12 protein-coding genes are annotated in these 14,572 nt (G+C 60.6%); 4 read left to right on the top strand and 8 right to left on the bottom strand.

Annotation, left to right across the window (positions count from 1 at the left end; all coding sequences use genetic code 11):
• Window positions 1–101 precede the first annotated feature (101 nt).
• Genes cmk through gyrA form a run of 5 tightly spaced genes read right to left on the bottom strand, consistent with a single transcriptional unit; the run spans window position 102 to window position 7,809 of the window.
• Window positions 102–800: a (d)CMP kinase gene (cmk, locus tag ABY948_RS02085; protein WP_461480849.1), complete on the bottom strand. Its 699-nt coding sequence runs from the start codon at window positions 798–800 to the stop codon at window positions 102–104.
• A complete protein-coding gene (locus ABY948_RS02090) occupies window positions 797–3,016 on the bottom strand; it encodes a bifunctional prephenate dehydrogenase/3-phosphoshikimate 1-carboxyvinyltransferase (RefSeq protein ID WP_461480850.1) in 2,220 nt (739 codons plus the stop codon). Before ABY948_RS02090 ends, cmk begins: the two co-directional genes overlap by 4 nt.
• On the bottom strand, window positions 3,016–4,131 hold the full coding sequence (gene hisC, locus ABY948_RS02095; protein WP_461480851.1) for a histidinol-phosphate transaminase: 1,116 nt from the start codon (window positions 4,129–4,131) through the stop codon (window positions 3,016–3,018). Before hisC ends, ABY948_RS02090 begins: the two co-directional genes overlap by 1 nt.
• Window positions 4,132–4,152: 21 nt before the next feature.
• A complete protein-coding gene (pheA, locus tag ABY948_RS02100) occupies window positions 4,153–5,238 on the bottom strand; it encodes a prephenate dehydratase (RefSeq protein WP_461480852.1) in 1,086 nt (361 codons plus the stop codon).
• Between the two features lie 12 nt (window positions 5,239–5,250).
• A complete protein-coding gene (gene gyrA / locus ABY948_RS02105; RefSeq protein WP_461480853.1) occupies window positions 5,251–7,809 on the bottom strand; it encodes a DNA topoisomerase (ATP-hydrolyzing) subunit A in 2,559 nt (852 codons plus the stop codon).
• A gap of 175 nt (window positions 7,810–7,984) precedes the next feature.
• Between gyrA and ABY948_RS02110 the strand changes: the two genes are divergently transcribed.
• The 4 genes from ABY948_RS02110 to ABY948_RS02125 are packed head-to-tail and all read left to right on the top strand — an operon-like array spanning window position 7,985 to window position 11,486.
• A complete protein-coding gene (locus ABY948_RS02110) occupies window positions 7,985–9,310 on the top strand; it encodes a TRZ/ATZ family hydrolase (protein ID WP_461480854.1) in 1,326 nt (441 codons plus the stop codon).
• A 34-nt stretch (window positions 9,311–9,344) separates the two neighbouring features.
• A complete protein-coding gene (gene ubiG / locus ABY948_RS02115; RefSeq protein WP_461480855.1) occupies window positions 9,345–10,052 on the top strand; it encodes a bifunctional 2-polyprenyl-6-hydroxyphenol methylase/3-demethylubiquinol 3-O-methyltransferase UbiG in 708 nt (235 codons plus the stop codon).
• Window positions 10,052–10,729: an HAD family hydrolase gene (locus ABY948_RS02120; RefSeq protein ID WP_461480856.1), complete on the top strand. Its 678-nt coding sequence runs from the start codon at window positions 10,052–10,054 to the stop codon at window positions 10,727–10,729. Before ubiG ends, ABY948_RS02120 begins: the two co-directional genes overlap by 1 nt.
• 10 nt (window positions 10,730–10,739) lie before the next feature.
• Window positions 10,740–11,486 (top strand): YciK family oxidoreductase, encoded by a 747-nt coding sequence (locus tag ABY948_RS02125; protein ID WP_461480857.1) that lies wholly within the window; start codon window positions 10,740–10,742, stop codon window positions 11,484–11,486.
• A 22-nt stretch (window positions 11,487–11,508) separates the two neighbouring features.
• Here ABY948_RS02125 and ABY948_RS02130 read toward each other — a convergent pair whose 3' ends face one another.
• The 3 genes from ABY948_RS02130 to ABY948_RS02140 form a co-directional block, all read right to left on the bottom strand.
• Window positions 11,509–12,777: an acyltransferase family protein gene (locus tag ABY948_RS02130; RefSeq protein ID WP_461480858.1), complete on the bottom strand. Its 1,269-nt coding sequence runs from the start codon at window positions 12,775–12,777 to the stop codon at window positions 11,509–11,511.
• A 13-nt stretch (window positions 12,778–12,790) separates the two neighbouring features.
• Window positions 12,791–13,798 (bottom strand): NAD-dependent epimerase/dehydratase family protein, encoded by a 1,008-nt coding sequence (locus ABY948_RS02135; RefSeq protein ID WP_461480859.1) that lies wholly within the window; start codon window positions 13,796–13,798, stop codon window positions 12,791–12,793.
• Between the two features lie 76 nt (window positions 13,799–13,874).
• Window positions 13,875–14,572, bottom strand: a 698-nt coding sequence (locus ABY948_RS02140) for a pseudouridine synthase (protein WP_461480860.1), incomplete at its 5' end; no start/stop codon positions are given.

Here is a 14,572-nt window from a genome sequence, read left to right on the forward strand (position 1 = left end):
ATAAACGAGCCCGGAGACTCTCAAACCGCACTACCAGTGATGCGGGCTGTTGGTTTCAGGTAGACAGAGTGCGTATCTGGTCAAACACCCTGAATACCGGTTTATTGCGATAGCTTGATGCCGTTGGCAACAACGTTTTCCACTACCATTTGCAATACTTCGTCGATCGTCATGCCACTGCTGTCCAGCACCAGGGCATTGGGGGCGGGGATCATCGGCGACACCTTGCGGTTCATATCCCGCTCATCGCGCTTGCGCACCCGTTCAACGAGGGCGGCAAGGCTAACACTTTCCCCTTTATCAATCAACTGGTTATAGCGCCTCTCAGCCCGCTCTTCGGGACTCGCTGTGAGGAAGATTTTGGCGTTGGCATCGGGGAAAACCACGGTGCCCATATCGCGGCCATCGGCCACCAGTCCCGGCATGGCGGCAAAGGCCCGCTGCCGCTGCAACAACGCCGCCCGCACTTCCGGGAAGGCCGCCACCAGCGATGCCTCGGTACCGACACTTTCCGTACGAATCAGAGTACTGACATCTTCGCCTTCCAGCATCACCCGCGGCGCATTACCGTTGTCCTGGGTGCGGAAGGAAATATCCATGTGTCCCGCCAGCACCGCCAGCGACTCCACATTGTCCAGTGCCACCCCATGTCGTTTCGCGGCCAGCGCCAGCAACCGATAGAGGGCGCCACTATCCAGGTAGTGGTAGCCCAGCCGGGCTGCCAGCAGCTGACAGATAGTGCCTTTCCCCGAACCGCTCGGGCCGTCAATGGTGATCACCGGTACTCGTTTTTCTATCATCGTATTTCCTCGGCTATCTTCATCCCGGTGCGATTGGCCAACGCCACAAAGCCCGGGAATGATGTCGCCACATTGTTACAGTTCCGTATCAAAATGGGCTGGGAGGCCCTCAGTGAGGCCACGGCGAAGGACATGGCAATGCGGTGGTCACCGAGACTGTCAACTTCTCCCCCACCGATACTGCCACCCTGAATCACTATGCCATCCGGGGTCGGCTCGGCATCCACACCCAGTATCCGCAGGCCATCGGCCATGGCCTGAATGCGGTCACTTTCCTTGACCCGCAGCTCCTCGGCGCCGGTCAGCACCGTTTTCCCCTCCGCACAGGCGGCCGCCACAAACAGCGCCGGGAATTCATCGATGGCCAGCGGCACCTGATCCTCGGGGATATCGATACCGTGCAGCGGCGAGTAGCGAATCCGGATATCGGCCACCGGTTCACCGCCCACCTCGCGGTAATTGTTGAGTTCCAGATCGGCGCCCATCATCTGCAGGATGTTGATCACCCCGATGCGGGTCGGGTTGACGCCGACGTGGGTCAGGGTGACATCCGAACCGGGCGCGATGGCAGCCGCCACCATAAAGAAGGTGGCGGAAGAAATATCCGCCGGCACGTCGATCGCGGTGGCGGTCAATTCACCACCACCCCGGAGTTCCGCCACAGCACCGTGGCGCACCACCGGGTAACCAAACCCGCTCAGCATGCGCTCGGTGTGATCGCGAGTCGGTGCCGGCTCGGTGGTGCGGGTGACCCCCTCGGCGTAGAGCCCCGCCAACAGCACACAGGATTTGACCTGGGCACTGGCCATGGGCAACTTGTAGTCAATGGCCTTCAGCGTCTGGCCGCCCTTGATACGCAATGGTGGCCTGCCGCCTTCATTTGTATCGATGACCGCACCCATCTGCCGCAGCGGTCCAGCCACCCTTTCCATGGGACGTTTTGACAGGGATTCGTCGCCGGTCAGCTCCACAGCAATTGCCTGACCGGCCAGCAATCCCGCCAGCAGGCGCATGGAAGTGCCGGAATTGCCCAGGTACAGGGGGCCCACCGGGGCTTTCAGGCCGCGCATACCGACCCCGCGAATCACCACGCGGCCGTTCACCGGCCCCTCTATGACCACCCCCATGTCGCGGAATGCCTGCAGGGTGGCAAGACTGTCCTCGCCCTCCAGGAAACCGCTGACCTCGGTGACGCCATTGGCCAGGGAGCCGAGCATAATCGAGCGGTGGGAAATGGATTTATCCCCGGGTACGCGGATGTCACCGGAAACAGCTTGGCCGGGCGACACCCGGTAATCGATAGTCTGTGTCATGGGCTCCAGATAGGCCTTGTTTTCGAGCATTTTGGCAAAATGGTTGCGGGCTTCCCTGGCGCGGGTAAACACCCCCAACAGGTACTCGCTATCTTTTTTCTCAATCGCCTCTTTGAGGCGATTCACGTGTTCGGAGAAGTTGTCCAGCACGGACAGCAGGGCATCGCTGTTGGCCATGACGATGTCATGCCACATCACCGGGTCGCTGGCGGCGATGCGGGTGAAGTCCCGAAAACCGCCGGCAGCATAACGAAAGATATCGCGATTTTCCCGCATGTGGGCCAGGGTATCGACCAAGGTATAAGCCAGCATATGGGGCAGGTGGCTGGTGGCCGCCAGCACTTCATCGTGTTCCGCCACCGGCATTTCGCTGATCACCGCACCGACACCCTGCCACAGTTCCCGCACCCGCTGCAGGTGGACTGCGCCGGTTTCCGGCAGTGGCGTCAGGATTACCCGGTGATCGTCGAACAGCTCGGCGTTGGCCGCTTCGACGCCGCTTTTCTCCGAACCGGCGATGGGGTGGCCCGGCACAAACTGCGCCGGCACCTCGCCATAAACCTGGCGCACCGACTCCACCACACTGCCCTTGACGCTGGCCACATCGGTAATCGTCACGGTCTCGGCTAACAAGGGTTGCAGTTGCTGAATGATGGCCGGCACCGTCAGCGTCGGCACCCCGATCAGCACCACGTCGCCATCGCCCAGCTCGGCGGCGATATCCTCCAGCCGCGTCACCACCCGGTCCACCACCCCGTTGGCCAGTGCCTTGGCGAGGGTATCGGGATTGCGGGAACTGCCGATCACCTCCCGGCACAATCCCCTTTCCCGGGCCGCCTTGGCCAGACTGCCGCCGATCAGGCCGAGTCCGACCACCAGCAGGCGGTTGATGACCACCGTCATCAGGCCACCGCTCCTTCATTCAGCAGCTGCGCCAGGGTATCGAGGAAACGCCGGTTTTCCGCCGGCAGGCCAATCGACACCCGCAGGTGGTTGGGCATGCCGTACAGTGCAATCGGTCGCACGATAACACCCCTGTGCAGTAGCGCCTGGTACAGGGCCGGCACATCGCCGGGAATCTGTACCGCCACAAAATTGCCCGCCGAGGGAATGTAACTCAAGCCCAGCCGTTCAAATCCCGCGGTGAGCTGTTCATAACCCAGGCGATTCTGCTCGATACTCTTTTGCAGGTACTCGCTGTCGTCCAGCACCGCCTGGGCGGCGGCCAGTGCCAGGCTGTTAATATTGAAGGGCTGTCGCAGGCGGTTGAGGATGTCCGCCACATCGGGGTGGGAAACCGCATAACCCACCCGCAGTGCCGCCAGGCCGTAGGCCTTGGAAAACGTCCGGGTCACCACCAGATTCGGGTAGCGGCCGATCAGTTTCAGGGCGGTATCGTATTCCCCGCCACCGGCGTACTCGTAATAGGCTTCATCCACCACCACCAGCAGATGCTGGGGCAGTCGCTGCAATAGCGCCTCAATCTGATCGAGGGATACCCAGGTACCGGTGGGATTATTGGGGTTGGCGATAAACAGCAGCCGGGTATGCTCGTCCACGGCATTTGCCATGGCCGCCAGGTCGTGCCCCCAATGGCAGGCGGGCACAATCACTGCCCTGGCATTCTGGGCCGTAATCACCAGTTGATAGACGATGAAGGCGTGCTCGGCGACCACAGCATTGTGCTGGGAACCCAGATAGGCGCGCGCCAACAGTTCCAGCACGTCATTGGAGCCATTGCCGAGGGTGAGCTGACCGACGTCCACACCCAACTGCCGGGCCAGCTTGTTTTTCAGGTAAAAACCGTTGCCATCGGGGTAGCGCGCGCCATCTTTTAGGGCTTTTTCGATAGCTTCCCTGGCCAGGGAACTCAGCCCCAGGGGATTTTCGTTACTGGCCAGCTTGATGGCGCCGCTGATGCCCAGCTCCCGCTCCAGCTCCTCCACCGGCTTGCCGCCCTGATAGGGTTGCAAATGCTGCACACCGGGCAATGCCAGGGTTTTTAAATCCACGCTCATAGATATTGTTCTTGATTCTGGTTACAACACGGCTTTTGGATAAGAACCGAGTACTCTGAGATCGGCGACGATGCTGCTTACCTCCGCAAGCACTGCCGACACCTTGGGATCATCCTTGTGCCCTTCAAAGTCGATAAAAAACACATAGGTCCACTTGCCGGTGCGCGACGGACGGGTCTCTACCCGGGTCAGGTCCACACCGGTGCGATGAAAGGGCTCCAGCAGATTGTGCAAGGCACCGGGTTCGTTGCGCACCGCCACGATGATCGAGGTTTTGTCATCGCCACTGGGCGGAACGGCTTCCCGGCCAATAATCAGGAAGCGGGTGGAATTGTCCGGCCGATCCTCGATTTTCTCGGAAAGTTTCTGCAAGTTGTACAGCTCCGCCGCCATATCGCCGGCGATGGCGGCACTGTTCCACTCGCCCTTGATGCGTTTGGCCGCCTCGGCGTTGCTGCTCACCGCAATGCGCTCCGCTTTCGGGTAGTGGCCATCCAGCCACTGGCGACACTGGGCCAGGGACTGGGAGTGGGAGTAGATGCGAGTGATGTGGTCGGTATGGGTGCTGGGTCCCACCAGCAGGTGGTGGTGGATGCGCAACTCCACCTCTCCACAGATCTTCAGGGTGGAGTCCAGGAACGTATCCAGGGTGTGATTGATCATCCCTTCGGTGGAATTTTCCACCGGCACCACGCCGTAGTTGACGGCGCCTGCCGCTACTTCCCGAAACACTTCATCGATGGCACCCATGGGGACCGTCACCGCGGAATGACCAAAATGCTTCAGCGCCGCTTCCTGGGTAAAGGTGCCCTCCGGCCCCAGAAATGCCACCTTGACCGGCTGCTCCAGCGCCAGACAGGCGGACATGATCTCGCGGAACAGCCGCGCCATTTCTTCGTTATTCAACGGGCCCCGGTTTTTCGCCATAATGTGGCGCAGCACCTGTGCTTCGCGCTCCGGGCGATAGAATACCGTTTCACCGGCAGCCATTTTGACTTCAGCCACCTGCTGCGCACAGCTCGCCCGCGCGCTGATCAGCGCGAGGATCTGGTCGTCGATCGCATCGATCTGCTCACGCAACTGGCTTAGTTGTTTATCCCCTGCCATAGCTGTCGCCTGTTACTCACCGCTCTCTTCATCGGACGGCTGTTCCTGTTCTTCGATACGGGCCAGGCCCACCAGTGACTCGGCTTCTTTGAGGCGGATCACCCGCACCCCTTGGGTGTTGCGGCCCAGCACGGAAATTTCCTCGCTGCGGGTGCGCACCATGGTGCCCTGGTCGGATATCAACATGATTTCATCGCCCTCGAACAACTGTACGGCGCCCACCAGCGGTCCATTGCGTTCACTGGCCTGGATGGCAATCATGCCCTTGCCGCCGCGCCCCTTGGTGGGGAACTCGGACAACGCCGTGCGTTTGCCGTAACCGTTCTGAGAGACCGTCAACACGCAACCGTTTTCCTGCGGGATCAGCATGGACAGCACCCGGTGTGCCTGCGGCAGGCGCATGCCGCGCACGCCCTTGGACACCCGCCCCATGGCGCGCACATCCTCTTCGGCAAAGCGCACTGCCTTGCCCTCGCTGCTGAACAGCATCACATCACAACTGCCATCGGTAATGGCGGTGCCCACCAGATGGTCGCCCTCCATCAGATCCACCGCGCGCAAACCGACGCTGCGGGGACGGGAAAACTGATCCAGGGCGGTCTTCTTCACCGTGCCATTGGCGGTGGCCATAATCACGTAGCGGTCTTCGCGGTACTCCTCCACCGGCAGGATGGAGGTGATGCGCTCATTGTCATCCAGCGGCAGCAAATTCACCATCGGGCGACCGCGGGAACCGCGACCGGCCAGCGGAATCTGGTACACCTTCAACCAATACACTTTACCCAGACTGGTGAAACAGAGGATGGTGCTGTGGGTGCTGGCAATCAGCAGGTGCTCAACAAAATCCTCATCCTTCACGGCAGTGGCAGACTTACCCATACCACCCCGCCGCTGGGCCTGGTAATCGCTGAGCGGCTGGGTCTTGGCGTAACCGCCGTGGGAAATGGTCACCACCCGGTCTTCTTCGGTAATCAGGTCTTCGATGGTCAGGTCGTGCTGGGACTCGACGATCTCGGTGCGGCGCTCATCGCCGAACTCTTCGCTGACTTCCCGCAGCTCCTCGCGAATCACGTCCATCAGCCGCCCATGGGAACCCAGAATCTCCAGATACTCGGCGATCTCCTGCAGTTTTTCCTGATATTCGCCGAGCAGTTTGTCGTGCTCCATACCGGTCAGGCGGTGCAGGCGCAATTCCAGGATCGCCTGGGCCTGGGCGGGCGACAGGTAGTATTTGTCATCGCGCAAACCAAATTGCGGCTCCAGCTCCTCCGGTCGACAGGCATTGCTGCCGGCGCGGGCTAGGAACTGGTTGACCGCCGCCGCATCCCAGCCCTGGGCGATCAGGCGCTCTTTGGCCTCCGCCGGGGTCGGACAGGACTTGATCAGCTCGATAACGGGATCGATATTGGCGATGGCAACGGCCAGACCCTCGAGGAGGTGGCCGCGCTCGCGGGCCTTGCGCAACAGGAACACAGTGCGACGGGTGACCACTTCGCGGCGGTGGCGAACAAAGGCCACCAGCATCTCTTTCAGGTTGAGGGTGCGCGGCTGGTCGTCCACCAACGCCACCATGTTGATGCCGAAAACGCCCTGCAGCTGAGTCTGGGTATAGAGGTTGTTGAGCACGACCTCACCCACGTCACTGCGTTTGATTTCGATCACCACCCGCAGGCCGTCCTTGTCGGACTCATCCCGCAGTTCGGAAATGCCTTCCAGTTTCTTTTCCTTCACCAGCTCGGCAATGCGCTCAATCAAGCGCGACTTGTTCAGCTGGTAGGGAATTTCGTTGATAATAATGGTTTCACGGCCGGTTTTTGCATCGGTTTCCACCACCGCACGGGCGCGCACATAGATGCGACCGCGGCCGGTGCGATAGGCCTGCACAATACCCGCTTTGCCGTTGATGATGGCGGCAGTGGGGAAATCCGGGCCGGGGATAAACTCCATCAACTCATCGATGGAGATGTCCGGGTTGTCGATCAGGGCCAGACAGCCGTTCACCACTTCCTTGAGGTTGTGGGGGGGAATATTGGTGGCCATGCCCACCGCGATACCGGACGAGCCATTGACCAGCAGGTTCGGCACCCGGGTGGGCAACACCGCGGGAATCAGCTCGGTGCCGTCGTAGTTCTCCACATAATCGACGGTTTCCCTCTCCAGATCCGCCAGCAGCGAATGGGAAATCTTCGCCATGCGAATTTCGGTGTAACGCATCGCTGCCGCGGAGTCGCCGTCGATGGAGCCGAAGTTGCCCTGACCATCCACCAGCATATAGCGCAGCGAGAATGGCTGCGCCATGCGCACGATGGTGTCGTAGACAGCGGAGTCGCCGTGGGGGTGGTATTTACCGATGACATCGCCCACCACCCTGGCAGACTTCTTGTAAGGCTTGTTCCAATCGTTGTTGAGCACACTCATGGCAAACAGCACCCGGCGATGCACCGGCTTCAGGCCGTCACGCACATCGGGCAGCGCCCTTCCGACAATTACGCTCATGGCGTAATCGAGGTAAGACTGGCGCAATTCGTCTTCAATATTGACGGGCAGAACTTCTCTGGCTAACTCACCCATGCTACTGCTCAATCCCCTTCTGCTTATTTTGCTGCTCGGGCACCGAATGGCGCCAAAACAAGCGCGAGATCATACCATAAATCGCGCCCGCGACGCTCCTCTATCCCTTTGTTTAATGATCTTTTTTCTGCGGGTATACTGCCCTGCCCCACAACCGCTACAGGATTGCCGCGCGATGACCACCGAACCCATCGACCTGCTGATTTCAGCCCGCTGGATTATCCCGGTCATTCCGGAAGACCAGGTCTATGAAGATTGCAGCGTGGCCGTTCGAGGTGGTGACATCGTCGCCCTGCTGCCCACGGCAGAAGCCCAACGCAAATACCGACCCAGCCAGTGTGTGGAACTGCCAAACCATGTACTGATACCCGGGCTGGTCAATGCCCACGGCCATGCCGCCATGACACTGCTGCGCGGGTTTGCCGACGACTATCCCCTGAAAACCTGGCTGGAGGAGCACATCTGGCCTGTCGAAATGCGCTGGGTCAGTGAAACCTTTGTCCAGGACGGCACCGAACTGGCCATCGCCGAGATGGTTCGCAGCGGCACCAGCTGCTTTTCCGATATGTACTTCTTCCCGGAAAATGCCGCCAAAGCCGCTTCCCAGGCAGGCATCCGCAGCCAGATTGCCTTTCCGGTATTTGACTTTCCTTCTCCCTGGGGACGCGGACCGGATGAATACATTCACAAGGGACTGCAACTGCGGGATGACTACAAAGGCCGCGAACTGACCCGCATCGCCTTCGGTCCCCATGCACCCTATACCGTATCGGATGAACCCCTGCGCAAAATTGCCAGCTACGCCGAAGAACTGGATGCCTGCGTACAGATTCACCTGCACGAGACCGCCGGGGAGGTCGCCGACAGCCTGAAGCAGTACGGCATGCGGCCCATCCAGCGGCTCAAGGAACTGGAATTTTTCTCCCCATTAACTCAGTGCGTACACATGACCACCCTGGATGACGGCGATATCGAAACCATCGCCGCCTACAACGCCCAGGTGATCCACTGCCCGGAATCCAACCTGAAGCTGGCCAGCGGCCTGTGCCCGGTGGCGAAACTGCAGGAGGCGGGGGTAAATGTCTCCATCGGTACCGATGGTGCCGCCAGCAACAACGACCTGGACATGTTCGGCGAGCTGCACACCGCCACACTGGTGGCCAAGGCGGTGGCCGGCGATCCCACCGTGGTGGGCGCCCACCAGGCCCTGCGACTGGCCACCATCAACGGCGCCCGCGCACTCGGCTGGGCCGACCGCATCGGCAGCATTGAAGCCGGCAAGGCAGCGGATCTGGCCGCCGTGGAGCTCGGGACAATCGAAACCGAACCGCTGTATAATCCCGCCTCCCAGCTGGTCTATACCAACTCGGGCAGCCGCGTCAGCCACCTGTGGGTCAACGGCGCCGCCCTGATGTCCGAGCGACAACTGCTGACCGTCAACGAACAGGAGATCCTGATCAAGGCCCGGCAGTGGCGTCGCAAGTTTGTCGACAACCACTGATACAGCCGCAATTCACAGTATGCCCGGAACCCAGATGTCATCACCCAATATCGACCGCGCCGAAATCGCCAAATTTGAAGCCCTGGCCAGTCGCTGGTGGGACAAGGAGCGCGAATTCAAGCCCCTCCACGAAATCAACCCGCTGCGCGCCAACTGGATCGACAGCCACTCACCGGTGGCCGAGTGCAAGTTGTTGGACGTGGGCTGCGGCGGCGGCATTCTGGCGGAGGCCATGGCCCAGCGCGGCGCGGACGTCACCGGCATCGACATGGGCGAGGCGCCGCTGGCGGTGGCCCAACTGCACGGACTGGAGAGCGGTATCGCTGTCAACTACCAGCGCTGCACCGCCGAGGAGATGGCCCAACAGCAACCAGAGCAGTTCGATATTGTCACCTGCCTGGAAATGCTCGAGCACGTGCCCGATCCGCTGTCGGTGATCAACGCCTGCGCGCGGCTGGTGAAGCCCGGCGGCCACCTGTATTTCTCCACCATCAACCGCAACCCCAAGGCCTACCTGCTGGCGGTGATCGGCGCGGAATACCTGCTGCGGATGCTGCCCAAGGGCACCCACGACTACGGCAAGTTCATCCGCCCCTCGGAACTGGGCAACTGGATCCGGGATTGCGGACTGGAATTACTGGACATGACCGGGCTGGTCTACAACCCACTCACCCGCCGCTACCGGCTGCTGGAACGGGACGTGGATGTCAATTACATGGTCTATGCTCGCAAGCCCGCCTGATGCCTGAACGACAAACCGCCCACCCCAAATACCGCGCCGTGCTGTTCGACCTGGACGGCACGCTGCTGGATACCGCCCCGGACTTCCTGACCTGCACCAATCGCCTGCTGGCCAGCAAAGGGATGCCGCTGCTCACCGAAGACCGCATTCGGCGACTGGTAACCCACGGCTCCGCCGGCATTGTCCGCGGCGTTTTTTCCCTGGAACAGGACCACCCGGATTTCGAACCGATCCGCCAGCAGTTGCTGGCGCTCTACTTTGAGAATCTGGCGGAGCACACCCGCCCCTTCCCCGGTATCGTGGAGCTTCTGGCGGAGTTGGCTGAACACCATATCCCCTGGGGTATTGTCACCAATAAACCGGAGCGCTACACCCTGGCCATACTGGAACAGCTGCCCCTGGGGGCAGCGCCGGCTGCGGTGATCTGTCCCGACCACGTTCAGCACACCAAACCCCACCCGGAATCGGTACTGCTGGCACTGCAGCAGATCGCCGTGCCACCGGAGCAGGCGGTGTTAGTCGGCGATCACCTGCGGGATATCGAGGCGGGACTGCGAGCGGGCACGGACACCATCGCCGCCACCTACGGTTATCTCGACGAGGATGATGATCCGTCCAACTGGGGCGCCCACTACACCGTGGACTGCGCCAGCCAGTTAGCAAAACTGATTTTCTGAAGGAGTGCCCATGGACCCCAAACTGTACCAAGCCCCCGCCGACCTGCTCACAGGCAAGATCATCGCCGTCACCGGTGCCGGAGATGGTATCGGCGCCGTTGCCGCCAGGACCTTTGCCGCCCACGGTGCCACGGTGATCCTGATTGGCCGCACGGTACAGAAACTGGAACAGGTTTACGACGACATCGAAGCGGCTGGCGGCCCGCAGCCGGGGATCTACCCCATTTGCCTGAACGGCGCCATTGAAAAAGATTACCAGGATATGCACGACCGGCTCGAAGAGACGTTCGGCAAACTGGACGGCCTGCTGCACAATGCCGGCGAACTGGGCCAGCGCACCCCCATCGCCAACTACAAGCTGGAGAGCTGGCAGAAAGTCATGCAGGTCAATGTCACCGCCCAGTTCATGATGACCAAGGCATTGCTGCCGCTGCTGGAGAAATCGGACAGCGCCTCCGTTATTTTCACCACATCTGGCGTGGGCCGCGTCGGCAGGCCCTTCTGGGGCGCCTATGCGGTCTCCAAGTTTGCCACCGAAGGCCTCTGTCAGGTACTGGCCAACGAACTGGAAGGCACCAGTAATATCCGGGTGAACTGCATCAATCCCGGCGCCACCCGCACGCGCATGCGCGCAACGGCCTATCCGGCGGAAAACCCCGCTGCGGTAAAACCCCCGGCAGAAATCATGCCGACCTATCTCTACCTGATGGGCGATGACAGCACCGGGGTGACCGGTCAGTCACTGGATGCCCAGTAGCTTCCCGCTTATGGCCTGAGGCTCAGCCTTCAACCAGCACTTCTGCTACCTGGCGCTGCCGACCGCGCAAGTTCATTACTGGCCTCTCTACAGCCAGATAGACCAACGCGGCGACCAACAGACTCATGGGTATACCGATGGCTGCTGCCATGGCAATTTTTTGGATGGAGGACAGCTCGACGGCAGACTGGAAAATGCCGGTATAGACCCCTCCAATGACAAAGGGGTGGAACAGGTAAGTCGAATAGGCCAATTGACCGATCGGATAAAGTACCGGCGAGGACAGCAATCTGGCCAGCCAGCCGCTGAAGCCGTAGTCGCCGTAAAGGCTGGCCAGGAGAATGACACCTACAGCAGCCGTGAACAGGTTGCGGTAACCGGTGTAGTACAGGGTGCTCCAGAACCCGGAAAAACTGGCGTGCTGATTGTTGACCGGCACCGAGAGCACCAGCAATACGGTTAGCACAGAGAGCAGTGTCAACAACCCCACCGCCCCGCGATAACACCGGAAAGTCTCGCGGAGTCGCTCCCGGTGGAAGACATGAAAATAGGCGGCAAAAATGCCCGGCAAGAAACTGCCAAAGCGCGCCCATGGCTTCACGTAGATAGAATCAATGACAGCAAAAAAACCATCACAGGATTTCTCATACCAGCAGATGGGTAGCGACAGTTGGTAGTGCTGGATCAACAGGTAGCGAATCAGCAATGAACCGGCAAATGCCGCCAATGCCAGGCCAGCCAAAAACAACGGGCTGCGCTTGCGCAGGACCCACAGCAACAACAACGGAAACAGGAAATAGAATTGCTCTTCAATGGCCAGTGACCAGGTCCAGGGCATGAAGTGGGTGCTGGCGGGCAACAGGTTATTGATATACAGCAGGTTGCTCCAGATGTACTCCTTATTGGGCAGTGCCAGCAAGCCCAGCCCCATGGCCAGCAGGTAGGCCGGCATCAGGCGCATAAAGCGGCGCTGGTAAAAACGGCCAAAGCGGATGCCACCACTATCCCGGTACTCGCTCATCAGGATGGATGAGATGAGAAATCCACTGATGACAAAAAACACGTCGACACCCAATTCACCGTTGAACACCCAATTGAGCCAGACCGGGGAGCCGTAGAAAAAATTGGGGGCAGTGGTGTCGAAGATAGACAGAAACCAGACACTGTGAATGGCCAGCACCAACAGGATTGACAATGCCCGCAGGCCATCGATGGGGCGCAGCTGTCCTGCTTCGGGTTTCAACAACAGCCGCAGATTGCGGCGCAGGGAAAACGGGCTGGGATCTGACACTTGGCTACTCACTTTACCGGTTAGTACAACGACTGAATGCTTTGAGCAGGGGCAAGGTATGCGCGATACCCTCCGCAAACCCCACCCCGGAGACAAACCCCAATTCCCGCGCCGCCTTATCGGCCGGGAATACCACATCCCGTGCCAGCAGTTTCACCGCCGCCTTGCTGAGCGGCAGGGTGCGCAACAGTTTTAACTTTGCCAGGCACTCCAACATTCCGGCCACCGGCATCACCAAACGGGGGTTGACCACCCCCGGCATATTGAGGCCCAACCCGTCACTGAGCGCGGTTGCCAGTTCCCGCCAGGTTGGCGACTCCCCGGAGCAGGCATTGTAAACCTGGCCACTGGCCCCGGGTTGTTCAGCGCAGGCGATTAACAGGTTCACCAGATCGTCGATATACACCATGGGAATCCGGTTGCCGCCACCGCCGATCAGGCGAAACTTGCCCTGGGCCATCATCCCCGCCAGTTCCGGCAGGAAACCGCCCGGCCGGTCCCCCGGCCCATAGATAAACACCGGCCTGACGATACTGACCTCGAACTGACCTTGCCGGTGCGCAGCCAGACAGGCTGCCTCCGCCCGAATTTTTGCACATCCGTAGGGGTCGATACTGCTGCTGAGTAGAGGCTGTTGCTCATCGCAGTGCGAGGCGCCCTCCAGCTCATAAACCGCCACGCTGCTGACCAGGACAAAGCGCTTGATGCCGGATGCCCGCGCCGCCCCAAGCAGGTTCTCGGTGCCCCCGGCAATCACGCGATAGAAATCGTCAATGCGGTGACCGACACCGGTCAGGGCCGCGCAGTGAAAGACCACCGTACAACCTGCCATGGCATCCGCCAGTCCCTCTGGCTGGCAGATGTCACCGACAACCAGCGCAATACCCGGGGACGACAATCCGGCCGTATCGCTGTGGGCGCGCACCAGCGCCACCACCTGCCAGCCCTCGGCGACCAGTTGCGCGACCAGGGCGCCGCCGACAAAGCCGGTGGCACCCGTTACAAAGGCACGTTTTTCCATGACTGACATTCCGGTACGGCGGCGGCGCCTGTGAATTCAATCTCCAGTCCACGGGCAAGCCCGCAGCCACTCAAACCTAACGGGAGGACGGGCCCTTGGCGCGCAGCCGCTTCAACTGCCGGTCCCAGCGCTTCTTCTCTTGCGGAGGTTGCTGGCGCTGCTTCTTGCGCACCGACATCTCCGTCACCGCCAACAGGTCCGCCAGTGACTTGTCGTCCAACTCGATCCATTGACCGCGGCGCACATAGGACGGCATAAAAATCGGTCCGAAACGCACACGCTTCAGGCGGTTTACTTCGACACCCTGGGATTCCCACAGGCGACGCACCTCGCGATTGCGACCTTCCATCAACGCCACCGTGTACCAGCCATTGCTGCCCACCCGCTCTCCGGCCACCAGATCGCTGAATTTGGCGATACCATCCTCCAGCAGTACACCTTCGCGAAGGCGCTTGATCATGGCGTCGTCCACGGTGCCGTGCACCCGCACCAGGTACTCCCGATCAATCTCATAGGAGGGATGCATCAGCCGGTTTGCCAGCTCACCGTTGTTGGTGAACAGCAACAGTCCCGTGGTGCCGATATCCAGGCGCCCCACCGCAATCCAGCGCTCGCCTCTGAGTTTTGGCAGGTTGTCGAATACCGACGGCCGCCCTTCCGGATCGGCTCGGCTGCAGATCTCGCCAGCGGGCTTGTGATACATCAGCACCCGCAGCGACGGTTCCCGGCTTTTTCGCAGCACCCGGCGGCCGTCGACGCGGATTTCGTCATGGG

Source organism: Porticoccus sp. (assembly GCF_041592135.1).
Classification (GTDB): domain Bacteria; phylum Pseudomonadota; class Gammaproteobacteria; order Pseudomonadales; family Porticoccaceae; genus Porticoccus.